This window comes from Paenibacillus wynnii (genome assembly GCF_030812855.1).
GTDB classification, from domain to species: domain Bacteria; phylum Bacillota; class Bacilli; order Paenibacillales; family Paenibacillaceae; genus Paenibacillus_AQ; species Paenibacillus_AQ wynnii_A.
Map to the genome: position 1 here is coordinate 191,927 of NZ_JAUSTK010000002.1, position 26,311 is coordinate 218,237.

General features: G+C 47.1%; 21 protein-coding genes. 5 read left to right on the forward strand and 16 right to left on the reverse strand.

Annotated elements, in window-relative coordinates:
- The first annotated feature begins 37 nt into the window (after positions 1-37).
- Complete coding sequence (locus J2T20_RS02830) at positions 38-1,519, forward strand: aminotransferase-like domain-containing protein (RefSeq protein ID WP_307585368.1); 1,482 nt, start codon at positions 38-40, stop codon at positions 1,517-1,519.
- Between the two features lie 96 nt (positions 1,520-1,615).
- Positions 1,616-2,218 (forward strand): TetR family transcriptional regulator, encoded by a 603-nt coding sequence (locus J2T20_RS02835; RefSeq protein ID WP_307585370.1) that lies wholly within the window; start codon positions 1,616-1,618, stop codon positions 2,216-2,218.
- Here the strand turns inward: J2T20_RS02835 and J2T20_RS02840 are convergent.
- From J2T20_RS02840 to mobA, 4 genes are all read right to left on the reverse strand, one after another.
- Complete coding sequence (locus tag J2T20_RS02840; RefSeq protein WP_307585371.1) at positions 2,192-3,253, reverse strand: sensor histidine kinase; 1,062 nt, start codon at positions 3,251-3,253, stop codon at positions 2,192-2,194. The two genes, J2T20_RS02835 and J2T20_RS02840, sit on opposite strands and share 27 nt — an antisense overlap.
- Positions 3,250-3,927 carry a response regulator transcription factor gene (locus J2T20_RS02845; RefSeq protein ID WP_307585373.1) on the reverse strand — a complete coding sequence of 226 codons (678 nt, stop codon included), beginning with the start codon at positions 3,925-3,927 and terminating at the stop codon, positions 3,250-3,252. Before J2T20_RS02845 ends, J2T20_RS02840 begins: the two co-directional genes overlap by 4 nt.
- Positions 3,857-5,719, reverse strand: a complete 1,863-nt coding sequence (locus tag J2T20_RS02850) for an ABC transporter ATP-binding protein (protein ID WP_307585773.1) — start codon at positions 5,717-5,719, stop codon at positions 3,857-3,859. The genes J2T20_RS02845 and J2T20_RS02850 overlap by 71 nt, the downstream gene beginning before the upstream one ends.
- A 79-nt stretch (positions 5,720-5,798) precedes the next feature.
- A complete protein-coding gene (gene mobA / locus J2T20_RS02855) occupies positions 5,799-6,440 on the reverse strand; it encodes a molybdenum cofactor guanylyltransferase (RefSeq protein ID WP_307585375.1) in 642 nt (213 codons plus the stop codon).
- Between the two features lie 140 nt (positions 6,441-6,580).
- On the opposite strand from mobA, the gene J2T20_RS02860 reads away from it, so the two are divergent.
- Entirely contained in the window at positions 6,581-7,807 is a 1,227-nt protein-coding gene (locus tag J2T20_RS02860; RefSeq protein ID WP_307585377.1) for an MFS transporter, read from the forward strand.
- Between the two features lie 481 nt (positions 7,808-8,288).
- On the opposite strand, the gene J2T20_RS02865 is transcribed toward J2T20_RS02860, so the two are convergent.
- Complete coding sequence (locus tag J2T20_RS02865) at positions 8,289-9,995, reverse strand: glutamine--tRNA ligase/YqeY domain fusion protein (protein WP_307585379.1); 1,707 nt, start codon at positions 9,993-9,995, stop codon at positions 8,289-8,291.
- Positions 9,996-10,198: 203 nt separating this feature from the next.
- Here J2T20_RS02865 and J2T20_RS02870 point away from each other — a divergent pair, with 203 nt between their 5' ends.
- Together J2T20_RS02870 and J2T20_RS02875 are read left to right on the forward strand one after the other, a co-directional pair.
- Complete coding sequence (locus J2T20_RS02870) at positions 10,199-10,747, forward strand: GNAT family N-acetyltransferase (protein WP_307585381.1); 549 nt, start codon at positions 10,199-10,201, stop codon at positions 10,745-10,747.
- Positions 10,748-10,861: 114 nt separating this feature from the next.
- Positions 10,862-11,809, forward strand: a complete 948-nt coding sequence (locus tag J2T20_RS02875) for a hypothetical protein (RefSeq protein ID WP_307585383.1) — start codon at positions 10,862-10,864, stop codon at positions 11,807-11,809.
- 96 nt (positions 11,810-11,905) lie between these two features.
- On the opposite strand, the gene J2T20_RS02880 is transcribed toward J2T20_RS02875, so the two are convergent.
- The 11 genes from J2T20_RS02880 to J2T20_RS02930 form a co-directional block, all read right to left on the reverse strand.
- Positions 11,906-12,550, reverse strand: a complete 645-nt coding sequence (locus J2T20_RS02880) for an MOSC domain-containing protein (RefSeq protein WP_307585386.1) — start codon at positions 12,548-12,550, stop codon at positions 11,906-11,908.
- Entirely contained in the window at positions 12,547-13,086 is a 540-nt protein-coding gene (locus J2T20_RS02885; RefSeq protein WP_307585388.1) for a GNAT family N-acetyltransferase, read from the reverse strand. The genes J2T20_RS02880 and J2T20_RS02885 overlap by 4 nt, the downstream gene beginning before the upstream one ends.
- A gap of 39 nt (positions 13,087-13,125) precedes the next feature.
- Positions 13,126-14,373, reverse strand: a complete 1,248-nt coding sequence (locus tag J2T20_RS02890) for an MFS transporter (protein WP_307585390.1) — start codon at positions 14,371-14,373, stop codon at positions 13,126-13,128.
- A gap of 156 nt (positions 14,374-14,529) precedes the next feature.
- On the reverse strand, positions 14,530-16,596 hold the full coding sequence (locus tag J2T20_RS02895) for a molybdopterin-containing oxidoreductase family protein (RefSeq protein WP_307585392.1): 2,067 nt from the start codon (positions 16,594-16,596) through the stop codon (positions 14,530-14,532).
- An 890-nt stretch (positions 16,597-17,486) separates the two neighbouring features.
- Positions 17,487-18,314: a formate/nitrite transporter family protein gene (locus J2T20_RS02900; RefSeq protein ID WP_307585394.1), complete on the reverse strand. Its 828-nt coding sequence runs from the start codon at positions 18,312-18,314 to the stop codon at positions 17,487-17,489.
- Between the two features lie 307 nt (positions 18,315-18,621).
- Positions 18,622-19,986: an FAD-dependent oxidoreductase gene (locus J2T20_RS02905; protein ID WP_307585395.1), complete on the reverse strand. Its 1,365-nt coding sequence runs from the start codon at positions 19,984-19,986 to the stop codon at positions 18,622-18,624.
- 662 nt (positions 19,987-20,648) lie between these two features.
- Entirely contained in the window at positions 20,649-22,283 is a 1,635-nt protein-coding gene (locus tag J2T20_RS02910) for a formate--tetrahydrofolate ligase (protein ID WP_307585396.1), read from the reverse strand.
- A 706-nt stretch (positions 22,284-22,989) separates the two neighbouring features.
- Complete coding sequence (locus J2T20_RS02915) at positions 22,990-23,466, reverse strand: glutathione peroxidase (RefSeq protein ID WP_307585397.1); 477 nt, start codon at positions 23,464-23,466, stop codon at positions 22,990-22,992.
- Between the two features lie 128 nt (positions 23,467-23,594).
- Positions 23,595-24,596: an LLM class flavin-dependent oxidoreductase gene (locus tag J2T20_RS02920; RefSeq protein WP_307585775.1), complete on the reverse strand. Its 1,002-nt coding sequence runs from the start codon at positions 24,594-24,596 to the stop codon at positions 23,595-23,597.
- 110 nt (positions 24,597-24,706) lie between these two features.
- Positions 24,707-25,051 (reverse strand): DUF3243 domain-containing protein, encoded by a 345-nt coding sequence (locus tag J2T20_RS02925; RefSeq protein ID WP_307585399.1) that lies wholly within the window; start codon positions 25,049-25,051, stop codon positions 24,707-24,709.
- 125 nt (positions 25,052-25,176) lie between these two features.
- Positions 25,177-26,157: a D-alanyl-D-alanine carboxypeptidase family protein gene (locus J2T20_RS02930; RefSeq protein ID WP_307585400.1), complete on the reverse strand. Its 981-nt coding sequence runs from the start codon at positions 26,155-26,157 to the stop codon at positions 25,177-25,179.
- Positions 26,158-26,311 lie beyond the last annotated feature (154 nt).

Sequence of the window (26,311 nt, forward strand, 5' to 3'; positions counted from 1 at the left end):
ATTCATGATATACTTTAGGCAAAAAGGAGCTTGTTGCATGAAGTCTGACCCAGTAAATCATGTGGCTTCCATTCAGGAACTCTTTACAGATGGATGGAGACCCGACTCTTCATTGGCATTGCCCTTACATATACAAATCTCCGGTTATATTCAGGATAAGATAAGAAGCGGTGCCTGGCCTGCAGGCATGCGTCTGGCTGCGCAACGGGATTTAGCCCGGCAGCTTGGTGTGAATCGCAGCACGCTTGTTTCTGCATTGGGACAATTAACAGCACTTGGATTAATTGAAGGACGCAGGGGCGGGGGAACGAGGGTTTCTATGTCTGGGGACACCCAATCCAACCGTGCAGGAAACTGGAACGATTACGTAGAGGAGGGTATTCATTATCCCAATCTGCCTACAATACAAGCCATCAACAGATTGGAATTTACAGACGGGCTGATTCGTCTTGGAACGGGTGAGCTCTCCCCGGAACTGCTGCCCAATGAGACCATGAAGTCTATCCTTGCCGACCTCTCGCGGCAGTCGCTACCCTTATCTTATGAGGAACCGCTTGGCAGTCTCCAACTTCGAACCGCCATTAGTAAGGAATTGTCCAACATAGGCATACAAGCAGCTCCATCCTCTATTCTGATCCTGTCCGGAGCACTTCAGGGCCTTCAGCTTATCGCTCAAAGCCTTCTCCCGCGTGGTTCAACCCTTCTGCTAGAGAAGCCCTCCTATCTGTATTCCATTCATTCTTTTCAGTCTGCGGGTGTGAAATTGTACGGCTTGCCTATGGATTCCGAGGGTGTGATGACTCAGGGGATAGAAGCTGAGGTTCACCGCACGAAAGCATCTCTGCTCTATACGATCCCTACCTACCATAACCCGACAGGCATTCTAATGACTGAGGAAAGACGCCATTCATTAATGAATACTACGCGGGCACTCGGATTGCCTGTTCTGGAAGATGGCGCTTATCAGGATCTTTGGCTGGACATCCCCCCGCCTCCACCCCTGAAAGCGCTGGATCGGGAGGGGAGGGTGCTTCATCTCGGCACTTTATCAAAGACGGTTAGTCCGGGTCTGCGGATCGGCTGGGCCGTGGGGCCTGAACCGGTGATTAGGAGGTTAGCCGACATTAAGATGCAGAGTGACTACGGCTCAAGCTCCCTATCCCAACTCCTGGCTGCCAAATGGCTGGAGGAGGGTCATCATGCCCGACATTGCGAGGTTCTTCGGATGGAGCTAAGACAAAGGCGCGACGCCGTGCTGGAGATGCTCCGTACGCACTTTGGACATTTAGCCTCTTGGAACAGACCCGCAGGAGGTTTCTATATTTGGTTATCCCTTAATAAGCCGTTGCCGTTGACGAAGCTGTTCAGAGCTGCACTTGAAGCAGGGCTGCTGCTGAATACCGGAGATTTGTATAACCGCAATGATTCCAGTCATCTCCGTTTGTCCTATGCTTATGCGTCCCTTACAGAGCTGGAAATAGGAATTATACGGCTGGCTGAGCTTGTATCCACATTCTAAAAATACCAAGTGACAAATTATATTATTTGTCACTTGGTATTTCCTCTGATATAATTTTTTACAGGAGGTGAAAAAACAACGTCACAGTTGTTGCTCATGAATAAACAAAACTCATTCTTAAGCAAGACCGAAATTCTGGATGCTGCGGAACAAACCTTACGGCGTTTTGGGCCTGATAAGACTTCTGTAACCGACGTAGCCAAACTTCTAGGCGTGAGCCATGGCACCCTTTACCGACATTTTCCTAGTAAGGCAGCCTTAAGAGAAGCCGTCACTGAAAGATGGCTGGAGGAGAAGATCATTGCTCCCCTCATAGAAATCGCCAACACCGAATCAGAATCGGAAGCGCCTCTGCGGCAGGTCCGCCAATATATACTAAAATTGATTGAGCTGAAGCATAGTTATGCCGAAGAGGATCCTGAGATGTTTAAGATGTATGCCTCAGTCACTGCTGAAGCTGCTGATCTCGTCGATGCTCACATTGGGTGTATTGTGAAGCACCTTAGCCTAATTATTTCTAGAGGCATAGAACATAAGAGCATTCAAAGAATTAGTGAGCCGGACGCGATGGCCCGCTCGATCTTCCAAGCCACCACCGGGTTTCATCATCCTGCTCATGCCTATGGATGGCGTAATGCCAGCACCCAAGAGGACTTCAATTTTCTCTGGTTATTAATCGAGCAAGGTCTGGCTGTTTAAGCGGATGACAAAGGCCGTTCCTTCACCGGGACGGCTTGTTACGGTTATAGCACCGCCGTGAATATCGACGATTTTCTTAACTAAGGATAGCCCCAATCCACTCCCGCCAACATTACTGCTTCTGGCTTGGTCTGCCTTGAAAAACCGCTCAAAGACGCGTTGCAGGTCTTGTTCAGCGATCCCTATCCCACTATCCTTGATCACAACCTCGATCTCTTGCCCACGAGTGGTTAGCTCAACTTTTATGCTTCCACCCGCAGGAGTAAATTTGATGCTGTTGTGAAGCAGATTACTCCACACTTGGTTCATTAAATCCTGAGAGGCGGTTACTGTGACCTCGTCCAGATCAGCCTCTACTTCCAGCTCTTTCTCTAGCCACTGCGGTTCACAGGCCACTATCATGTCCCGGAGCTGTTTATCTAGTCGATAGGATTTGCGCTCAAAGGGAAAGCTTCCTTCTTCAAGTGCCGACAGCTTCAGCAGATTGTCACTTAGGCCAGACAGCCTGCTGCTCTCCGCTTCAATGATATCTAGATAATGCTTGCGGCTGGCAGCGCTGATGTTCTCATCACGCAGGGCTTTAGCAAAACCGCGAATAGAGGTTAAAGGCGATTGAATTTCATGGGATACATTAGAGATGAAGTCCTGCCGCATACTCTCCATCCGGTTGAGTTCAACGGCCATTTCATTAATCCCCTCGACAATGACTCCAAACTGTCCAAAATGTTTGTTGTTCTCCAATACCACCTTGAAGTCACCTCTAGTAATTTGTCGGATGGCGTTAATAATCGGATTATAGAAGTTTCTCTCTTGTCCACGAGTAGCGAGACCTATGATTGCCATTAGGAAAAATAGAATAATTAAAATAAGCACCATTCTTAAAATCTCTGCAACATAGACTGAAGACGGTGTCCCAAAGTGCTTGTAAATCAGTCCGGATAAGAAGAATCCACCCGTCAATGCCGCAAAAAGGGCTAAGCAAAACAAAACTATGTTCATTAAAAAGAAACCAATCTCTTTGACCCGCGTCATCATACCTGTACCTCCAGTCGGTAACCAAGCCCCCGGATCGTACGAATCAAGAACCCGTACTTCTCCCCCGCAAAACGTTCCCGCAGTCGGTTGATATGGACATCAAGCGTTCGTTCATTCCCTTCAAAATCATAGCCCCATATTTCCTCAATCAATCGGTCTCTTGTCAACGTCTGCCCTGGATAACTGCCCAACTTGAATAAAAGCTCATATTCCTTCAACGGAAGATTAAATTCTTCGTCTCCCGAAATGACCTCATAGGTTTTGCGGTTCATGCGGAGGCGGCCAATGGTCACACTCTGAGCAGCGGAAATCTGATACCGCTTCAACAGTGCTTTAACCCGTGCGGCCAGTACAAGCGGCTCAAACGGTTTTACAATATAATCATCCGTACCCAGCTCAAAGCCCTTTACAATTTGTGAGGTTTCTCCCTTGGCCGTCAGCATCAGGAGCGGAATGTCATACAGCTTCCTGAGTTCAAGGCACAGCTCCCAGCCATCCATATTCGGCATCATCACATCAAGAATGACCATATCTACAGCTTGATTCTCAAGGAAAAGAAGGGCCTCCTGTCCATCAGAAGCCCCATAAATATCATCAATACCTTCAGCTTTCAGGAACACTTCCACCAATTCGCGGATATGCGGATCGTCGTCCACCACCAGTATTGTTGTCATAAGCCTTTCTATCCCCCTCCTCTACGGAACTGCTATGCGCCTCCGGTGCTGACATCTGCAACTGCTGGGTTGCAAACTTACGATACAGCTCATGACTTTCTAGCAGCTCTTCATGCCTGCCCGTCCCTGTAATCCGGCCCTTTTCCATAAAGATAATTTGGTCGGCATTGACCACAGTTGACAGCCGATGGGCGATAACCACTGTCGTCCGTCCCTCCATCAGATTGGAAAGCGCCTTTTGCACAACGGCCTCGGACTGGCTGTCCAGACTGGAGGTAGCCTCGTCCAGCATTAGTACGGCGGGATTACGCAGTAATGCTCTGGCAATCGCTATACGCTGCCGCTGCCCACCTGACAGCTTCACGCCGCGCTCGCCCACATCGGTATTGTAGCCCTCCGGGAGCTCCTCAATAAAACCATCCGCGTAGGCCATCTTTGCAGCGCTGCTCATTTCATCCAGGCTGACTTCCCGTTCAAGCCCGTAACCCAAGTTCTCTGCAATGGTACCTGCAAGCAGCGGACTTTCTTGCGATACATAACCGATTTGCTTGCGCCAGGATTTCAGGGAGAGGGTTGAGATAGGGTGCTCCCCCAGTTTAATCTCACCGGATATCGGCTCATAGAACCGTTCGAGCAGGGAGAATAACGTAGTTTTACCGCCCCCGCTGGGGCCTACGATCGCAGTAACTTCACCGGGCTGCATTGAAAAACTCACATCGTTCAGAACATTCTCACCGGTCTTATATCCGAAGGAGACACCTTCTACCCTTATAGCACTCTCTATGCCATCTATTTCCTCTATGCCTTCATACTTTTCCTCTTCAGCTTCCAGGGTTTCAATGATACGCTCCGAAGCCCCCTTTGCCTTTTGCATCTGAGTAAAGAAAGTCGTTAGCTGGGTTAGCGGCATCACAATATTAATCAGGTAGAGAATGAAAGCAACCAATTCCCCAGCCGTTAACACACCTGCCGACACCTGCATGCCGCCATAGCCGATAATAACAACCAACAGCATCATAAATACAAAAGAAACGAGCGGGCTGATCATCGCATTAATTTTGCCCTCGCGGATTCCGAAGGACAATAAATTCATAATCCCGGATTTTCCGGCCTTATATTCACTTTGTTCTGCCCCGGAAGACTTCACGAGTCTTATTTCCGACAGCACTCCGCTCAGTGTTGCTGTGAAGGAGGCCGTTTCATCCTGCATTCCCTTAGATATTTTGTACATCTGGCGCCCCAGCGGCACAAGAATCAGTGCAGAAAGCGGAAGCACCGTAAAGAGCACCAGTGTCATTTTCCAATTCAGATACAGCAGTACCGAGATAGAGCCAATTATAGAGATCACTCCGGTAAAAAGGCTGGCAATATGCTCCGACACCAATGACTTTAAGACACCGGTATCGTTCGTCATGCGGCTGACACTTTCACCTGTGCGGTTATCATTGTAGTACGACACCGGCAGAACCAAAAATTTGCGCCAGAGCCGATCACGCAGACCCGCAACCATTTTTTGGCCCACATAGTTCAGTAAATAGATGGAGATCCCCCCGGCAATGGTCTGAGCGATAAAAGCACCGGCAATCTCAGCAATTTGTATGCCGCTGATAGAGGCGAGCGAGAAGCCGTCCACCAGACTTTTGGTGAACATGGGAATAACCAATCCTACCAACGTCGATATCATACTAAGGGAAATCGCCAGAGCCAATAATCCGTAAGAAGGTTTGGTTTCTTTAAGCAGAGTCAGGAACGGCTTGATTGCCGTATTTCGCTGACGTTTGGAAAGATTCATATTCATGAATGCTCCCCCCTTTCTTCAATAAGACTACAATATCTCTCTTGTGTAAACTGAAGTTAAACGAAGCTCGAGATTAGGGCTCAGAGTTCCCGTCCTGCCGGGTCGATACTTGCTGCACAACCGTTCGATAGTCGTCCGGTGTATTCATATTAAGCAGTAAATCACGTTGATTCATGGAGCTGTCCGGAAATTCATCCTCTGGAATGTAAAGCACATTCAGCCCTTGGAGCCACTCCATCACCCTTGATTGCCGGTTATCAAGTGCTTCTTTCAGACTGGGTAGAACATTGATGTGATACATTGCAAGCAGCGGTTGAACTTTACCGTTGGCGGCAACCGGAACAACGGCCTGGACACTATTGTCGGCATTTCCAACTATATTGCGCATGTGCTGCAATAGCTCTTTTGACACAAAGGGGAGATCACATGCTATAACGGCATTCCATTCCGTTCTAGAGTGGCTTAAGCCAGCATGCACACCTCCCAGTGGGCCCAGACCTGCGTAAATGTCGGTTATAAGAGGCAAACCAAGGAAGATGTAGGTATCACTATCCTTGTCTTTTTCGCTGCAAGAGATCATAACCGTATCCGCCACAGCCGACAGCTGGGAGGAGATGTTCGAAATTAGGGGAACCCCACCAATCTCCAGTAATGCTTTATTGACCCCCATGCGCCGAGAACTGCCGCCAGCCAAGAGAATTCCACTAATTTCCACATTATCCACTCCATTTCCTATGCTTGATTTTGAAAGCGCTCTTTTCTTGTATCCCCTTTCAACACATGTTACAGTGGTAGAAGCGGCCTTGATTGCCGCTCATGAAATGCAAGGCATTTTGCGGGAAAGGAGTGCCCAATTTGCGGGAGAACTTTGACAAGCAACCTTCTTTCACGTCTTTGAAGTGGTTCAACTTTTTTGTATACGGAACTATGGTGCTGTTCACCAGCTTCTTTCAACTATACCTGCAGGATGTCGGAATGAACAAGCTGGAGATCGGAGCCCTTATGTCGCTGGGTCCGTTCGTCTCGATCTTTGCCAATCCGTTCTGGGGAATATGGACTGACCGTTATCAAAATATACGGCGGATCGTACTTCTCATGCTGACGGGAACACTGGTCCTGTCCCAGCTAGCTTTTCAGGCAAATACATATGAGATGGTTTATATTTCCATGATCTTGTTCTATTTCTTTCAGACTCCGCTGTTCGCACAGAGTAATACTATGATTTTAAGTTATATTGACGGTACAAATCGCCGTTTCGGCTCTTTCAGACTTTGGGGCTCACTCGGGTGGGCACTGACAGCTATTTTAGCCGGACCGATTATCCAGTGGATGGGCATCTCGGTTTTGTCCTATCTGTTCGCAGCCTTAATAGGGGCATCTATGCTCGCGTTAGTTGCTTTGCCGAAGACCAGACATTCCATCGGGATTGCCCCGCTGCCGTTTAAAGGGTTTGGCAGATTGTTTCACAATCCGTTTTTCCTATGTTTTATTTTCTTCGGTATTCTGGTGTCGATACCTAATACGATGAATAATACGTTTATGTCTTTGTTTATTACAGACATGGGCGGCTCCAAGGGGATGGTGGGCCTCGCCGTATTTCTGTCCTCTATTCTGGAAATCGTGGTATTCGTCCTTTGCGACCGATTTTTGAAGCGTAAAATCTCTATCCTTCTGGGATGGCTGGCACTAGTTAGCGCATTGTTTGCATTGCGTTGGTGGTTGATGGCCGGTGCTACTTCTCCGCTTGAGGTGGCTTTTATCCAGATTCTGCACAGTGTAACCTTTGGCGGTTATTTCTATGTCGGTACCCAACTGACCATGCTTCTTGTTCCCCGTCCCTACCGATCTGCCGGACAAGCTCTCTATACCTTAACCTGGAGCGGTTTATCGGGTATTATCGGGGGGATATTGGGCGGTTTTCTGTTCCAGTATCTCGGTGCCCAGAGCATGTACCAGTTCGGTGTGTTTTTGGCTTTGATCGGTTCTCTAGGCTTCGCCTTTATGTGTTTCTTTGTTTTTAGGGGCGGTTATCGGCCTGTTGCAGACATTGAAGAGGAAATTTTAGATATAGAAATGCTTTGATTATTGTGAAAAAAGCAGGCTTGGCTTCCGTGAGGAGGGCCAAGCCTGCTTTATTTTTATTCTTTGAAATCTAATGTACTTTTACACTATATTCGGCTTCAGTAGCTGGTTTCCACCAAATCAAATGTATTTTTACACTATATTCGGCCCCAATAGCTCGTTTTCACCAATTCAAGTGTACTTTTACACTACATTCGGCTTCAGTAACTCGTTTCCACCAATTCAAGTGTACTTTTACACTATATTCGGCCTCGGTAGCTCGTTTTCACCAAATCAATTGTACTTTTACACTTCATTCAGCCCAATTAGCTCATTTCCACCAATTCAAGTGTACTTTTACACTATATTCGGCCTCAGTAGCTCGTTTCCACCAAAACAAGTGTACTTTTACACTACATTCGGCCTCAGTAGCTCGTTTCCACCAAATCAATTGTACTTTTACTCTTCATTCAGCCCAATTAGCTCGTTTCCACCAATTCAATTACCCTTGTTTCGGCGGCTGAAAGGAACTCTTCAATGAAACGATGAGATTGAATACCGGATGACCCGGTGTAGAGTATCTGCTGTCTACATTGAAGTATCCATGACGGAAGAATTGGAATTTATCCTGTGCTACAACGTCCTTAAGGCCGGGTTCCACAAATCCTTGCAGGATTTCAATGGATTTCGGGTTAAGCTGATCTAGGAAGCTTGGTTCTGACTTCTCCGTGGAGGCTTCCAGTCCCTCTACCTCCGGATCAGATTCAGGCTCTTCTGCAGAGATCAGGGGCTCGAGCAGACGGAATTCTGCCGGAACCGCTTGGCTGGCTTCAATCCAGTGAATGGTTCCTTTAACCTTACGGCCGGTAAAGCCGCTGCCACTCTTGGTTTCAACATCATAGGTACAATGTAATTCAACAACCTCGCCGTTCTCGTCCTTAATGAAGTCATTACACTTAATGAAATAAGCGTTCTTAAGACGCACCTCATTCCCTGGGAAGAGACGGAAATATTTATTCGGCGGGTTCTCCATAAAGTCATCACGTTCAATATAAATCTCACGGGAAAATGGAATTTGACGGTTGCCCATTTCCTCATTCTCGGTATTATTTTCGGCTTCTAACCATTCAGTTTGGTCTTCAGGGTAGTTAGTGATTACAACCTTGAGCGGGCGCAGAACAGCCATCGTACGCGGCACCTTCAGCTTCAGATCCTCACGGATGAAATGCTCCAGCATTTGCAGATCCACCAGACCTTGGCTCTTCGATATTCCCGCTTCGTATACAAAGCTGCGAATCGCTTCAGGTGTATACCCGCGGCGACGTAGTCCGGAAATAGTAGGCATACGCGGATCATCCCAGCCATCCACATGTCCTTCATCCACGAGCAGCTTCAGCTTACGTTTGCTGGTCATCGTCTGAGCCAGATTCAGGCGTCCAAATTCATATTGATGAGGGACAGCCGGCATTTCGGCTTCCGCAATCAACCAATCATAGAAGGGGCGTTGGTCCTCGAATTCCAAGGAACAAAGTGAATGTGTAATGCCCTCAATCGCATCTTCCAGTGGATGAGCAAAGGTATACATCGGGTAAATGCACCATTTATCGCCTGTGTTATGGTGGTGAGAATGAGAAATACGATAAATAACCGGATCACGGAGGTTAATGTTAGGTGAAGTCATGTCGATTTTGGCGCGCAGCACCTTTTCGCCGTCCTTGAATTCTCCTGCACGCATCCGACGGAACAGATCCAAGCTTTCATCAATACTCCGCTCGCGGTATGGACTGTTTTGCCCCGGCTGTGTAAGTGTGCCCCGAAGCTCACGGATTTGATCGGCACTGAGATCATCTACATAAGCTTTACCTTTGGTAATTAACAGTTCCGCCCGTGCGTACATTTCGTCAAAATAATCCGAGGCAAATCGAAGGTTGTCCCATTCATACCCCAGCCATTTCACATCTTCTTGAATCGATTGTACATATTCCGTATCCTCTTTGACCGGATTGGTGTCATCGAAGCGAAGGTTGGTTTTGCCGCCAAACTCGTCCGCCAAGGTAAAGTTAATCCAGATCGCTTTAGCATGCCCGATATGTAAATAACCGTTGGGTTCTGGTGGAAAGCGGGTAATGACTTCCTTTACTTTGCCCGAACGGATATCTTCGGTAATAATATTCTTAATGAAATTGGAGGGGGTGCTACGGTTCTCCACAGATATCAACCTTTCATTCTGTATTAGTACCACTTTATTGGCACAATATGTTTCCTACTAATATACCCGTTAACCGTGGATTGTTCAATAAAAGCGGGCATACCGCAAAACACCTAGGAAATGCTTATTACCTTTTGACTTCCCTCCGGACGATAGAGTAGCATTGGATTAATACAGCTTTGTACGGGAAGGAGAGGGACAGCATGTTCAATTATGTTATCGATGACGAGCTGATGCTGAAACCGCTGGCACCGGAGCACTCGCGCCCTATGTTCCAGTTAGTGGAACGTTCCCGTGAACGATTGCGGCGATGGCTGCCTTGGGTGGATGCCGTTACCGAACAGGATCACATCGTCAGTTTTGTCAAAAATGCCATCAAGCAAGCCACGGATAATGGCGGTTTTACCGCCGGGTTATGGGTTCGCGGAGAGCTTGCCGGTATTATCGGATACCACGAGATTGACTGGCGCAACCGTTCCGTGGGCATTGGCTATTGGCTCGGTCAAGGCTATGAAGGTAAAGGCTACATGACCAGCGCCTGCCGGGTCTTCGTTGATTATGCACTGCTTGAGATGGAGCTCGAACGGGTTGAAATCCGCTGTGCTACAGGGAACACACCTAGCAGAGGGATTCCAGAGCGGCTTGGCTTTGTGCTCGAAGGGGTGATTCGGCAAGTCGAAAAACTGCCCTCCGGTTACGTTAACCATGCCGTATACGGTTTATTGCGCAGTGAATGGCGATTGCTCAGTTAAGCGCCAGTCATAAGAAGAACCGATTTCGTCGTCTTTATGGACGATATAGTTTCTTATATTTCAAATATTTTAAATATTTTAAATCCCAAGATGATCTAGGGGGAACAATAATATATGACCTATATTTTTGACAAAAGCATACATTTGCAACTGTCGGCCGATGAAAATTTAGGAAAAAAAGGCGAGATATTAGTAAAATTACTTCAAGAGGTATTTGAACGAATCGTAGAACCTTACTCTTTACATTTGGTGATTGATTACGACATTCGGAAACCGCGAAGCAGAAGATTAGATTTCAACGCTAAAAATCTACAAAAAATATATGATTTGCTATTAAAAGGCGAGATAATTGAATTGCATATTCGCGACTATTATGAGGATCCATCTAAACATAAACAGTTTTTTAAGGTAGATGACCCTGAGGATCACGAGCGCCCGAAATATGTACTTCCTAACTTCGCTCTGGGATTAAATTGCCGAGATGTAGATCCTCGCTTCGAGGCAGACCAACAATTGGGATTACATCCCTACAGCGTTTTCTCCTTTTCATTGACCGAACGATTGTTTAACGGTGTAATTCCTGAAAAAGTTCAGGAACAGTTTATTACATTATTTAAAAAAATTGCAATCGGCATTAATGCCACTAATGGATTCATTTCTTTCGGTTCCTCTGTAGGAGCCCCTAGAGGGAATACCATTTTTGAAATGGTATACAGGATATCTCCAGATAGACATTTCAAACTTACTGATTTTCTACGCGGTTACTTTTGGCTGAATTTATTAACCTCAACCCATATTTCGAAATTAGGGGGGCTGGATACGATTAAGAATACGGCACCCTGCAGTGTCGTTGAAGAAATTACAATCGATCGACAGCCAGCAGTGATTCTGCAGCTCACCCCTGACATCAATAACTATAACAACTCCAACTTAAAGCAACTTCGTGATTTTCTCGTTCCAGTACTGCCTATTCCCGAAAATCCCAATAAAGACGGGTTGAAGTCATTTATGCGGGAAAAGTCCCCTCAATTAGTAGACCGTCTAGTTGAAAGTATTGATTAAGACAATCCATAACATTAAAAAAATAGAAGCTAACCCCTGTTTAAAAAGGAGCCAGTTTCTATGGGAAGTTACTCCATCATTTTAGATATAACTAGCTCAACTTCCAGGAGATTCGAGCCAATCCCGGAATCTGCTGCGGATCCCTTCTGCAAGGCTGTCCAGCTCGATTACATCCGCCAGACCTGTCTTGTCTTTACGTCCGACCTCCATCAAATGCAGAACTTTGGACACAGGCACAGCACCCAGTCCGGTTTGCTTTTTAACAATGGTGTCGTCCGCTGCAATTTCACCCTCACGCAGAACACGAAGATAAAAACCGCTATATCCACTAGTCAATACCTTTACGGGCATATCAGAAGCCCCATGCTTTTGCGAGAGTTTGAAGCAGGGGTAGCGCGGCTGGCTAACCTGAAGAAGTGCGGTTCCGATTTCATAGATATCACCGATGCATACCTCTGTCTCCAACAAACCGGTAGTCGTTATATTCTCCCCAAATGCAGCATATTCAAGCTTCTTATCAAGCTGTTCTTCCCAATAAGCATAATGCTCTAGCGGGTATACACACAGGGCCTTGTCCGGACCTCCGTGATTTACTAGATCGGCTTGTCCATCTCCTTCCAGACCATTAACCGACAGATGCACCGGCCCTCTGGCAGGAAGTTTATAGATCCCCGTCTCCAGTGCCTTGCCGTGATAATCAACCGTAATAGGCCTGCCTATATTAAGCGATTCAACTTTCATCGATTTACCCTCCGCTCGTCATTAGGGTATTTATTTCGGGTCAGCAGATAGCTCATGAACACCTCATCTACATAACGACCGCCGAGATAAAATTCATCTCTCAGCCGTCCCTCCTCCTGAAATCCACACTTGGTATAGAAAGAAAGAGCGGCTTGGTTGCAAGACAACACCCGTAACCGAAGCTTACGGATTCCCTTGTCCGCTGCCATCTTCTTCATGGTCTCCATAAGTCTAAGCCCTATGCCTGAGCGCTGGGAGCGCGGATGCACAGCAATATTAATCTCGAGGACATGACGATTGCTCTCCATACCCGTTGGGTGGCCAAAGCCCACATATCCGCATAAGACGCCTTCTTCCACAGCTACCAGTTGTGAGCCGGGGGGTGCATGCAGTAGATAATCCTCACGCGAGCACCAGGTTAGACGGCCCGGAGTGGTATCTTCAGTCCAGATCATATTGTCCAGAATAATTAACTCGCGAGCATCCCGAATCTCCGATAAACGGATAACAAGCTGATCTCCTTTAATATGCCGCATAACCTTAAGCCTCCCTCACCTTCACTACCCGAGCCTCTATCATACCACTTTTCCATCGACACGAATCATAGCCGCAGATCTTTCTTTAAGGAGACCCTGACGATTAATATAGGCATGAATCCAAAAAAATCCAATCGACAGCAGCGCCATACCGGAAGCAAGCCAAGCCGTTGGCGCAAGCCCTCCGCTATCAAATAAGCTCCCCATAAAATAGGGACCAATCACCCTGCCGACCGCTCCGATACCTCCGCTGAGTCCGAGATAAAAAGGAGCGCTGCGTTCCGCATGATCGGATATAAAAGATGGCATTGCCGGTGAAATCAGCATCTCCCCGAGTGTAGCCAACACCATCGCAAGCAGCAGGCCCGGGTAGCTTGGAAGCAGCAGGATTACGGCGTAACCGCTCAGATAAAAGACGGCACTGGCAGTCATTTGGGCGGTTGACGTCCTTGCGAACCAACGTTTAATCAAACTTACTAAGGGCTGAGCTACAAATATAAGAATTCCGTTCAATGTCCAGAGAAAGCCGTAGGATTTCTTCGCCCACCCCTCCGAGATAATAAAGGGCGACACACCAGTATTCCATATAGAATTACCGATAAGTAGAAACATAGAGCCGATAGCCATATATAGATAAATGCGCGTATTGCCCATCAGCTTCCAGTTCGAGGCGTGACGCGGCGGCATCTTTTTATAAGTGTTTGCTTCATCCTGCGGGCTCTCGCCCACCTTTTTAAGATAGAGAAAGAAAAAAACAGCAAATACGGCCGAAGTCACACCGTTTAGTACAAAACTCAGCATATAGGATAAATCAGCCAGGAAACCGCTCAAGGCTGTACCAAGTGCTACCCCAATATTATTGGCGACATAGATAACATTAAACAGCTCCCCGCGCTGCTTCGCGAATCGGAAACCGATAAATGCCTGTATAGCCGGCAGCGATAGCGAGTTGAATAAACCGACCAGACCCATCGTAACCATAAACAACATCCAGCTATGACTTGCTGCCGGTAAGGCAAACAGTGCCAGAGCATTCATCGCCAGTGCCCCGACAATCAGCCGGTTCACACCCACCTTATGATACAGCGATCCCCCCAGTAATTGTCCCACAATACCGCCGAGCGACTGAATGAGAATTACTAACCCTGCGTCCTGCATACTACGTCCCAGCTCATCAAAGACATACATCGTAACCAGCGGCCACATCAAGGCACTGCCCGTTGCATTTATGAGACTGGCAATTAGAAATACCTTTACTTCCTTAGGATAAGCGTCTAAAAATCTCATAAGTAATGTACATCCCCTGTAATATATGTGTCATTATTCCATCCAGTATTATCCTAAAACAGGGTGTAGAGCAAGCATTCACGCTAACGCTTTATCGCAGCACCACAATATATTATTGATTCCTTTTTTCCGTAAAAAAAGATACCTACATTACACCTATCGCCGCTTAACCTCTACTGTAGACGAGAAAAAGGTGGCGCCACTGCCCATATCGCTTAGACGGTCCGGTGTCAAAACATTGCTTCGCTGAGGCCTATCTTTGCCTTCCCACCATAACCCCTGACTGATCACGGTGCCGGGCAGCATTTTATCCACTACCTTAGCTCTGATCTCTACTCTCCCGCGTCCGTTGAATACCGTTACTTCGTCTCCGTCCGCAATTCCGCGGGCAGCAGCATCATCGGGGTGAATCTGCAGTACAGGCTCCTTCTCCAACCCTTGATGTTTCTCAACATTTGAGAATGTGGAGTTAAGGAAGTTGTGATTCGGCGGAGATATGAACATTAGCGGATACGCATCAGCAGGTTCCGGCCGCCGAATCCCGTCATACCCCTCTACCAATGGAGTATAGGTTGGCAGTGGCGGTAACCCGGCTAATTCCAAGGATTTGGAATACAGCTCGATTTTACCTGACGATGTTGGTAGATTGTCGAGAAACGTCTGTTTCGGCGTCATATCCAACTTCACATACCGTTCCTGCAGAAGGCGATCTAGAGAAACCCCGTTCAGATAAGGATTACGGGGGTAGTTCAGAGCTTCCCGAATCATATCCTTCTCCGTCTGACTGAAGGCCTCCGCATCAAAGCCCATCGCTTGTCCAAGCAGGGAGAACACCTCTACATTACTCTTGCATTGTCCCGGTGCAGACAGCACAGGCTCCTGCAGTTGAATGTAATGATGCCAGTAGGAGCTGTAAAGATCCGTATTCTCAAAGGTTGAGGTGGCAGGCAATATAATATCGGCATAACGGGCCGTATCGGTCATAAATAGGTCGTGTACAACCGTGTACAAGTCCTCTCGTTCGAAGCCTGCACGAACCCGCTCTGCATCAGGGGCTACGACAAGCGGATTGCTGCAATAGACGAACAGACTTTTTATCGGCTGTTCGGTCATTTCCAGCGCTTCTCCGATTCGATTCATATTAATTCGGCGTGCCCGCGGATTGGGCCGCAAATCCGGGCGCTCCAAAGCCCGTGAATTCATAGCGGCATAGCCGCCGTTGGATTTAGACGCACCGCCTCCGGTCTTCAGCCACTGTCCAGTCAGAGCAGGCAGGCAAGTAATGCTCCGCACATTCATACCGCCGTTATCGTGATGTTGAAGTCCGTTGCCAATATGAATGTAGGAGGTATGGGCCTCGCCATAAAGCTTGGCAAGCTTCTCTATATCCCCTGCAGGAATGCCCGTAATGGACGATACCAGCTCAGGCGTATAGGAGGATGCTTGCTGGCATAATTCATTGTAACCAACTGTATATTTCTCCAAGAAATCCGTATCGGTAAGCCCATCCCGGAAAAGTATATGCATCATACCCAGCGCCAGCGCCGCATCCGTCCCGGGATACAGCGGAAGAAACCAATCCGCCCATTGCGCGGTTCGATTCCGGTGAACATCAATGACGATTACCTGAGCTCCACGCTTGCGGGCTTGCTCTGCCAGTACGACCTGATGCATATTTGTACTAACGATGTTACCGCCCCAAACGATGACTACATCGGCATTCACTGTGTCCTCAGGACTTGTCCCCCCATTGAAGCCCATAGTAGCTTTCCAGCCGGCAGTGCCTGCAGAGTTGCAAATCGTCTGATCCAGGAGACTTGCACCTAGGGCATTAAAAAACCGTCTGTCCATCCCCTCCACGCTTAGTACGCCCATATTTCCATAAAAGCTGTAGGGCAGGATACTCTCCGAGCCGTATTCCGCAGTCAATTCTTTATACTTACTGGTGATTTCGCCGATTGCTTCCTCCCAGCTTATCGTTTCAAACTTCCCTTCCCCTTTACGGCCCACCCGTCTAAGCGGATGCATCAGCCGCTCCGGATGGTGCATCCGCTCTGCCATATGCCTTACTTTATTGCAAATCGCTCCACGGGTAACGGGATGTTCCGGGTTTCCTTCTACTTTTACTATTTTACCGTTCTTCTTGTGGACTAAAAGTCCGCATGTATCCGGGCAATCCAGCGGACATACCGCCGGGAATATACCCTCCACACTATCATTCATGACCGCATTCCCCCCAATAATTTATACCTGTTTATATTTTATAATTGCTGAGTAGCTCCGTAAAGAAGTACCTGAAAAAGACTGATTTGTTCCCTCAATGCCCGGGTAATAAATCATATGAAACACTCCCTACTATGTTCGCCGTGAACCCGATTTCGTTCCCCCGAATCGGTATTGCACGGCGAATTTTATTGTGTTCATACGTAAAAGGAGTGTCCCAAGTAGCCATTGCATGGCTTTATGGGACACTCCTTTTTGTGGAGCAGGGTCAGCATGGACGCTGGTGAAGGCGTTCAAACCAAAGTTGCACTTCAATGAAAAAGGCAATGATAAAACCTGCGATACCTGTTATAGCCAGTAGACCACTTGTAATGATAATAAATGTACAGCCATTTAGATGAATTGCTAGATATTTTCACGAGAAGGACAGAAACCCGTTACGCCCAATAGAGGGGTTTTCTCCCTCTATTTCTGCACCCAGCACCCCGTTTGGGCAATTAGAGGCGATTTCGCCCACTAATTTTGAGGATATACCTTCTTGAGGCGGTATGGGTTAAGATTATAGGGGTATTTTCCCATTAATCTCGAATTTATGGCATTTTGGTCGGTATTAGAGGGCATTTTTCCACTAATTTACCGAAAGACTGGTCCGCAACCCGTATTCGGCTACCTGTAAGGCAAGTTGCCCGCAAACCCGGTGAAACATCAAGCGAAGTTAGATCGAAGTCGTTCCCGGCACAGTGACGTAAATGGAAAGTCATGAAAATTCCCTGGATTTAATGACCAAAAACGAAGAGCAGCGATTCACCCGTTACTACTGGTGAACCGCTGTTCTTCTGTATTATTAACATGTTTTATAAAATCGGACTGTCTCATTCCTGAAGAATATGTTATGCGTGTTTTTTAACTCCGGCAGCCACTCTGTTCTCCATCGTTTGAGCAGCTGACGGCTCTTTGCGCAGGTAAGCTGCCCAATAAGCTGCACCTACAAATACTGCACCGCCCACGAGATTGCCAAGCCAAACCGGAATGAAGTTCATCATGTACTGAGACCAAGTAAAGTGGCCTTCAAAGATAGCTGCAGGAATAAGGAACATATTAGCTACAACGTGCTGGAAGCCGATAGCTACGAAAGCCATGGTCGGGAACCAAATACCCAGAACTTTACCGCTGAAATTATCTGCTCCGTAAGAAAGCCATACGGCAAGGGCTACGAGCCAGTTACAGCCGATACCTGAAATGAAGGCCTGAAGGAAGGTGTCATCCAGCTTGTGTTCTGCTATGGCAACCAATTTGTCCAGATAAACACCGTCAGCGGTTAATCCAACGACATGACCGAAGAAATAAGCGACAAAGAGTGCACCAGCCAAGTTGCTAATGGTTATTAGGATAAGATTTTTTAGAGTTTCCCAAAATGTAATTTTTCTAGCGATGAATGCTAAAGGCACAGCCATCATATTTCCTGTCAACAGTTCGCCGCCTGCGAGCAATACTAGGATCAGTCCCAAGGGGAAGATCGAGGCGCCGATAAATCCGGCAAAAGATCCCCATGCCGCCGGTGCGCTGGCAATTACACGAATATCAAGCAGAAATCCGAGCGAGATGAACGCCCCTCCAAGAAAACCTAGGATAAGCACAGTGCTCAGTGGATTATGCGCTTTTTTAATTCCATTTTCCACCGTGACTTCAGCAATTTGCTGCGGTTTATTATAAGCCATGATTCCTATCTCCTTTTGGTTCTATTTACTTTAAATTTGTTCCTTTATGCCATTGTAACGCGAGTCAAAACACATTAACGTGATAAATATCACCTACAAGAAAGGTAAGTGAAAATTTTCACTGACATGTCAAATTTGTTTGTCAGCTTAAGAAGACCCATGCGTCAAATGCATGAGTCTTCTCAGATGCAGCTATTCTAGAGAACAGGGGCTCTTAGCTGCTGATTCAACCCGTGTAAACGCCAAACGGCAAGCCCCCAATCCTCAGGAGACTTGCCGTTTGTTTGTTTACCAGAGTTTTTTTATATTACATAGTCACTGGCTCTTTACGTTCGATTGTTTTGGGAAGAGCCTGAAGTCCTGCGGTATTCAGGAAATTCCAAGGCTTATTATAATGAGGTTGGAAGAAGAAGTCGATAAAGGCAAGCTGATCAATGGTCATTTTGTTCTGAATGCATACCGACACCGTGTTGATCGATTGGGTAAGATCCATTTTGGACATGATCTGAGCCCCCAGAAGCCGGCGGGTTTCACGGTCAAACACCACTTTTACCTGAACCTGTTCAAAAGTAGGCATGAACTCTGGGCGATAGTTATCTGTAATAATCACGCTCTCGATATCCATTCCTTCAGCCTTTGCAGCATCTTCGGTAAGTCCGGTCCCTGCAATGTTGTCCTCGTATATTTTGATGCCTGATGTTCCCTGCGTACCCATATATGGAATCAGATTGGATACGAGGTTACGGGCCACTAATGTTCCCATCCGTACAGCGTTTGTTGCCAACGGAATATAGGCGTTTTTACCAGTTGGATTATAGTGGATCGCACAGCTGTCACCAGCCGCAAATACATCCGGGATACTGGTCTGCATATAGTCATTCACGATTATTGCACCGTTAGGAAGCATATCCACCTGACCCTTTAGGAGCTCTGTGTTCGGGCGGAAGCCGATGCAGAGAATGACCATATCTGTCTCATGCTCTCCTTTGCTGGTAATAACCTTTGTCACTTTACCACCTTCACCTGCAAAAGAGCTTACCTTTTCTCCAAGTGCCAATTTGATTCCGTGATCTTCAAGCGTTTTTTGAATAGGTGTAGTAAATTCTTCGTCCAAATATTTGCTCAAAATTCGATCTTCGGCATCGATTAGGGTCACTTGTTTCCCGTTCATTTGAAAAGCTTCTACCAGCTCGACGCCAATATATCCTGCACCTACGACGGTAATTCTGTCCACCTGCTGAGCTTTTTCAATAATGGTATTGGAGTGACTATAGTTCTTGGAGAGGAGGATACCCTCTAAATCCATTCCTGTAAGCTTTGGTACAATCGGCCAAGAACCGGTAGTCATGATTAGCTTATCATACGAATCATCGAATTCCTGACCATTGTCTAGATTACGGGCCCGCAAGGTTTTGCGCTTCGTGTCCACTGCAGTGACCTCATGACGCATTTTCACATTTGCACCAAGTTCTCTAAGTTTATCGGGTGAAGAATAGAAGAGGCCTTGGGGATCTTTGATAACTCCGCCTACATACAAGGCAATACCACACGACAGAAAGGAAATATTATCATTTCGCTCATATACGGTTATTTCTGCATCCGGGTAAAGCTGGGCGGTGTTAACAATTGCGGCGGTTCCGGCATGGGTACATCCAATGACTGCTACTTTCATGATTTCTTCCTCCTCCAAGTTGAAAAGCTCTTTATTTACGTTTTTTGATTTGTATGTGATTAATTTCACTTTGTAACTAGATTATATTGTGATTTTTATCACATTGCAAGCCTTTTACACTATATTCCCAAATTGTTCACAATTTTAAGTATATAAAAAAGCAGAAGATGCGCTCCATCTCAAAGTTACCCATCAGGTAACGGACAGAGATGACCTTATTTAAGCAAAATTGGAAGATTTGGAATCTTAACGGACACCAGGGACACTAATGAGCAATTTTCTCCCAAAAGAGGCTGTTTTTGATTGAATAGCGTCTCCTGAGTCCGCTTCATGTTTCGCATAACCCTTTGAGACTTAAATAGCGGCTCTACAGTCCACAGCACAGAAGTGTAATTGAAAATAGTTAGCGGTCTTTATCCTCTGCTCCATGGAGTAGAGGATTTCGTCAACAACTAGTTGAACCCGGAAGCATAGGCTCCCGTTCAGGACAGCAAAGTCGTTTCTTCTTGGTGTTCCGAAAAAGAGTCCTCTATTATCTTTTCCATGCGGCCAGCACATTATGTCTGAATCGAGAAGGTAGCCATTTGGAGAATCCAGCCATAACAAAAAAAGGGCTTTACCGTCAAACAACACGGCAAAGCCCTGAGTAGGTTATTACATAATTACACGAGTCCCTGAAGGTGGCCCTCATTGTCAATACGAAGCTGCTCTGCGGCCGGTTTTGCAGGAAGTCCAGGCATGGTCACGATATTGCCGGTAATCACCACAGCAAATCCTGCCCCCAGTGATAAGGTAATGTCTCTTACCCCCATCGTAAAGCCTTCTGGAGCCCCAAGTAAACGTGGCTGGTCTGAGAAGGAATACGGTGTTTTGGCCATGCATACCTGGAGATGATGCAGACCCAGACGATCGATTACCGCTAGGCTCCGTTTGGCCGCCGGTGAAAAGGCTACATCCGCTCCATGATAGATTTCGCGGACAATTTTACTGATTTTGGCTGGAATATCCAAGCTTACCTCATATAAAGGCGCAAATTTCGGTTGGTCTTCGCGGTTCAGCAGTTTTTTCAACTCCTCGGCCAATTCAAGACCTCCGGCTCCGCCCTCTGCCCACACCTTGGAAACCGCAGCAGGCACATTCAAGCGGCGGCAAGCTTCCACCACCTCATTGATCTCAGAAGAACTGTCACCTTCAAAGTGATTAATGGCTACAAGCACAGGTACACCAAATTTACCGAGGTTTTCAATATGCCGCTCCATATTTGACATTCCCGAAAGTAGCGCCGCCCTATTTCCGTTATAGAGCTCGTCCTTGGGGACTCCGCCATTATATTTCAATGACTTCACAGTGACCACAAGCACAGCTGCTGAAGGAGCAAGTCCCGCCTGGCGGCATTTGATATCCATGAATTTCTCTGCACCGAGATCAGCTCCAAAACCAGCCTCTGTGACTACAACTTCACCTAGCTTCAGTGCATAACGGGTACCAATGATACTGCTGCACCCGTGAGCAATATTAGCAAATGGGCCGCCGTGAACAATGACCGGCGTTCCTTCCAAAGTCTGGACAAGATTTGGCTTGACCGCTTCCTTCAGCAACGCCGTCATCGCTTCTACCGCTCCCAGTGCTTTCGCAGTTACAGGCTGACCTTGTTGGTCATAGCCTATAAGCATACGACCGAGGCGTTTCTTCAAATCGGAAAGATTACTGCATAAACAGAGCACAGCCATAATCTCCGAAGCCGTTGTAATCTGGAAGCCGCTCTCGCGGACGGGGCCGTTGCCGTCACCCAGCCCTGTCACAATGCTGCGCAGGCTGCGGTCGTTCATATCCATAACCCGTTTCCAGACGATTCGCTGCGGATTCAGGCCTAATTCATTCCCTTGAAATATATGATTGTCGATCATCGCGGACAATAAATTATGTGCGGACGTAACCGCATGAATATCCCCTGTAAAGTGCAGATTAATATCATCTGCAGGAACGATCTGAGACTTCCCTCCGCCCGTAGCGCCGCCCTTCATCCCCAGACAGGGGCCTAATGAGGGTTCCCGCAACGCTGCTACCGTTCGAACTCCGGCGGCATTCAGCGCCTGCGCAAGGCCGATCGTCGTTAAGGTCTTCCCTTCACCTGCCGGGGTAGGATTAATAGCAGTAACCAGTACCAGCTTGCCGTCCGGCTTAGCCTTAATATCGTCCCAGAGTGATGGAGAGAGCTTACTTTTATATTTGCCGTAAAGCTCTAGATGTTTCTCGTCAATGCCCGCTTCTGATGCTACCTCTGTAATTAACTTCATGCTTGTATAAAAACCTCCTGCCGTTATTATCCTTACTCATCCGTACATTATGCAGTAATACTATGTACAATGTTTCCTATTCAAAGGATACAAGGTCTTTGAAAAGCGTCAAGCATTATTTTCAAGTAAGAAGAAACGGCTACGCCGTCCTTTATGGGACGGCACCCGTTTCTCGTAGAAATATAAGCAAAGTATGGTGGAAACTTTTCTTATATTTTATGGCTCAACACCAAAATCAGTGCTTGATAGGTGACGAGAAGGATGAGATCCGTTACGCCCAATAGAGGGATTTTCTCCCTCTATTTCTGCACCCGGCACCCCATTTGGGCAATTAGAGGGGATTTCGCCCGCTAATTTTGAGGATATACCTCGTTGGGGCGGTATGGGTAAGATTATGGGGATATTTTCCCTCTAATCTCAATTTAATGGCGTTTCGTTCGGTATTAGCGGGCATTTCCCCCTCTAATTCATCGAAGGATTGGTCCGCAACCTGGATTCGGCTACCTGTAAGCGTAGATGCCTAAACCCGTTGAAACATCAGGCGAAGTTAGATCGAATCGTTCCCGGCACAGTGACGTAAACGGAATTTCAAGCACTGATTTCGAGAAAGAGCCTATTTTATAAACCAAAAACACCCTTTCAAGCAGCGGTTTATTGCATGCAAGAAAGGATGTTCAAACTTATATTACAGCAAACCAAGCGGTAACTATAGCAATGACTCTATACGTTCTTTCATCGTTTCTGGGGCTTCCTTCGGCTCAAAACGGGCCACTACATTACCGCCGCGGTCCACTAGGAACTTGGTGAAATTCCATTGAATACCGCTGCTGTCCGCAGATCCCGGCTGCTGGCCCTTTAAATATCGGAACAACAGACTGGCATCCGGTCCATTCACATCCACCTTGGCGAACACAGGAAACGTAACTCCGTAATTGATTTGGCAGAATTCCTCTGCCTCCTCACTTGTGCCTGGTTCCTGCCCGGCAAACTGATTGCAAGGGAAACCCAGCACTACAAGTCCCTGATCTCCATACTGCTCGTACAGCTTCTGAAGATCTCCGTACTGTGGTGTAAGTCCACATTTACTGGCTGTATTGGCAATCAGCAGAACCTTACCCTCATACTCGGTAAATGGCACTTCTTTGCCTGCAGGAGTAACTCCGGCAAAACTGTAAATCGACATGTATAATTCCCCTTCCTTTCACCTCGAGTATATTCTCGTCCAAGACCTTTACATCTTACCCTATGCCTATCGGAAAGCAAGTTAACGTGCTCGTATCCACTCTTTCTTCAGGTTTACTGAATAGCCTATTATAATCCACAAGCCTTCGCAACTAGCTGGAGTGATTTCAATTTGTTTGGAAAGCTATGTATCAGATTGGCTATCATGATCTCCTCACATTGATAAAGCTCTGCGAGCGCTTCAAGCTGTTCCCTCACGCTCTCCGGTGAGCCAACCACCATCCTTTTACGATTATCGTGTATACGGAACATATCATAAGGGGTGTAATTATAAGCTAACGCTTGTTCAACAGTAGGAGTGCCCGTAGATACATGCCCCTTCTCCAATAAAATGAGGGAAAGATCCATGCTGGATGCCAGCCTGTCCGCTTCCTCCGAGGTCTCGGCGCAAACCACAAATACAGCAACAATACAGCGTGGGCTTCCTATAAGCTCAGAGGATTGAAAATTTTTCTTGTATTCACTAACAGCCGCACTGCCGCCGTCACCGTTAATGAATTGGGCAAAAGCAAAGCCTGTTCCAAGCTTAGCTGAAAGTAAGGAGCTGCCTCTGCTGGATCCTAACAACCAAATTTCCGGAGCGGTAGGTACAGCAGGTGTAACCTGAAGTCCCGCAAAGCGGTGGCCGGGTTCGGGCTGGTTATACAGATAGTAAATCAGATCCTGGATTTGCTCCTCATAACGGTCTATATTACGAAGCTGATTCTCCTGCAATGCACGGGTGGCCAGTGCGGCTCCGCCTGGTGCACGACCGATCCCAAGATCGATTCTTCCGGGATTCAGCCCCTCCAAAACCCGGAAATTCTCAGCTACTTTATATGCACTATAATGAGGCAGCAGCACCCCGCCGGAGCCGATACGTATGGATGATGTAACTGCAGCAAGATGGGCTATAAGAACTTCAGGACTAGAACCGGCCAGACCAGGGGCAGAATGATGCTCTGATACCCAAAAGCGGTGATAGCCAAGGCGTTCTGCTTCCTGCGCCAATAAAGCAGTCTGCGCCAATGCCTCGGCTGGAGTACTTCCCTCTGAAACTGGGGATTGATCCAGCACACTAAGTTTTTTTATCATACTCAGCTCTCCAATTAGAATTAATATTTACCATTTAATCCCTTAAGTATACAACAAAATGCCCTCTCCGCTAACCAGAGAAGGGCATCTTTCACCTTACCAACTTATTATTTCAGCTCTTGAGCCAGCTTTACCAGCATATGTGCTAGTTGATGCCGCTCTTCCTTGCTGCCAACCCGCCATAATTCCAGGAGCAGCTTTTCCTCACTATTTCGAGGTTCCTCATGTTTTGCAAGATAGTCAGCAACCTTCTCCGCGGCCATCGCTAATTGTTCTTCGTTCAGCCCAATTTTTAGGGCAAGTTGTATGCGTTTACCTAAATAGGTCTGAAAGGATTGAAAATTCTCCAGAATCGCTTCTTTTTGCCCCGGGCCAATCCGGTCCAAAGCTTCATCCACCCTCTGCATAACTACGCTACCGTCTTTACTGACCACATGATTATGTTCGGACACGTTTGTCGCCTCCTTGTAGAATCCCTAGTGATGTCTTCTACTTAACCGGGATAGCTAACAGTGAATCAACATACGACAGGTGCAAAAAAAAGCAGTCCCGAGGATCAGGACTGCTTGAATATATGTTATCGGGACACCGGAACGGCATCATAATATTCCTCAAGTGTAATATCCCTATCCACAACCGAACTGGCGATTTCTGTACCTACATACCGTATGTGCCAAGGCTCATACTTATAGCCGGTAATCGATTGTTTACCTTCGGGGAAGCGGATGATATAACCGAATTCTGCGACATGTTTCTCCAGCCAATTTGCTTCCTTGGTTCCGGCAAAGCAGCTCTCTGCAGCACACTTCCCGTCACTTCCCGAGACATCAATAGCCAGTCCGGTCTGATGCTCGCTATGCCCCGGAACAGCGCTGTAAGTGCGTGCTTTGGCTTCACCGTCACGAGCCACGTAATTGTTGAACAATCTGGTCTGTGTGGATTGGGAGCGGTATGCAGAAACACCGGCCAAATGCACACCATCCTTCCGGGCAGCTGCAAATAACTCCTCAAGCGCTGCAGCTGCAGTCTTGCGCATCATCCGTTTCTCAATCTTATCACTGAACAGAAAAGGAACATCCGGATAGACGAGATCATCCGGCTTGTAATTATCAGGCAGCTTGTACTGTTTATTCACAAGCACAGTAAGACTCTCCGGCTCTGCAGCTGTTTCAATAGAATCGTCACTGCCGGACGATCCTTCCTCTGCGGAGTCTGTCGGTTTGGCCGGTGGCCGGGAAGTAACAGGAGCATCCGTCGGCTCCGGCTTTACATCATCGTCGTCATTCTCAGCAACAGGTGACGGAGAGGGTGATACTGCATTTTCTCCGTCCGCATCGGTATTTCCAGAGGCTGAATCATCGGAGGGATCTTGGCTATTGTCGGCACTACCTACAACTGCCGAAGGCTCAGATTCTACCGGCTGCCCCTGAAGGTCAGGCTGCTGCGATATATCAGTTCCGTCTACCTGCGAAGCAGACGGGGTTGTATACTTCCCAATACCCCAACCTGCAACTATGACTACTATAAATAAGATAACAATCCACAATTTTTTGGACATGAACAAGCCACACTCCTCTTACAGTTCAAGCTCTATTTATCTACTAGACAGGCTTTTGCTCCTAAAGGTTTCACTTTCCTATAAAACAATTATTACCATAGGCTGTTAGCAAAATGCTAACGATGCCTATGGTAATAAGATACCTCTATAAATT

What these genes read in the sequence shown, in the direction of transcription:
- J2T20_RS02830 (WP_307585368.1), top strand. Translation starts at nt 38, where the DNA reads ATGAAGTCTGACCCAGTAAATCATGTGGCTTCCATTCAGGAACTCTTT.
- J2T20_RS02835 (WP_307585370.1), top strand. Translation starts at nt 1,616, where the DNA reads ATGAATAAACAAAACTCATTCTTAAGCAAGACCGAAATTCTGGATGCT.
- J2T20_RS02840 (WP_307585371.1), bottom strand. Translation starts at nt 3,253, where the DNA reads ATGATGACGCGGGTCAAAGAGATTGGTTTCTTTTTAATGAACATAGTT.
- J2T20_RS02845 (WP_307585373.1), bottom strand. Translation starts at nt 3,927, where the DNA reads ATGACAACAATACTGGTGGTGGACGACGATCCGCATATCCGCGAATTG.
- J2T20_RS02850 (WP_307585773.1), bottom strand. Translation starts at nt 5,719, where the DNA reads ATGAATCTTTCCAAACGTCAGCGAAATACGGCAATCAAGCCGTTCCTG.
- J2T20_RS02870 (WP_307585381.1), top strand. Translation starts at nt 10,199, where the DNA reads ATGTTCAATTATGTTATCGATGACGAGCTGATGCTGAAACCGCTGGCA.
- J2T20_RS02875 (WP_307585383.1), top strand. Translation starts at nt 10,862, where the DNA reads ATGACCTATATTTTTGACAAAAGCATACATTTGCAACTGTCGGCCGAT.
- J2T20_RS02880 (WP_307585386.1), bottom strand. Translation starts at nt 12,550, where the DNA reads ATGAAAGTTGAATCGCTTAATATAGGCAGGCCTATTACGGTTGATTAT.
- J2T20_RS02885 (WP_307585388.1), bottom strand. Translation starts at nt 13,086, where the DNA reads ATGCGGCATATTAAAGGAGATCAGCTTGTTATCCGTTTATCGGAGATT.
- J2T20_RS02890 (WP_307585390.1), bottom strand. Translation starts at nt 14,373, where the DNA reads ATGAGATTTTTAGACGCTTATCCTAAGGAAGTAAAGGTATTTCTAATT.
- J2T20_RS02895 (WP_307585392.1), bottom strand. Translation starts at nt 16,596, where the DNA reads ATGAATGATAGTGTGGAGGGTATATTCCCGGCGGTATGTCCGCTGGAT.
- J2T20_RS02900 (WP_307585394.1), bottom strand. Translation starts at nt 18,314, where the DNA reads ATGGCTTATAATAAACCGCAGCAAATTGCTGAAGTCACGGTGGAAAAT.
- J2T20_RS02905 (WP_307585395.1), bottom strand. Translation starts at nt 19,986, where the DNA reads ATGAAAGTAGCAGTCATTGGATGTACCCATGCCGGAACCGCCGCAATT.
- J2T20_RS02910 (WP_307585396.1), bottom strand. Translation starts at nt 22,283, where the DNA reads ATGAAGTTAATTACAGAGGTAGCATCAGAAGCGGGCATTGACGAGAAA.
- J2T20_RS02915 (WP_307585397.1), bottom strand. Translation starts at nt 23,466, where the DNA reads ATGTCGATTTACAGTTTTGCCGGAGTTACTCCTGCAGGCAAAGAAGTG.
- J2T20_RS02930 (WP_307585400.1), bottom strand. Translation starts at nt 26,157, where the DNA reads ATGTCCAAAAAATTGTGGATTGTTATCTTATTTATAGTAGTCATAGTT.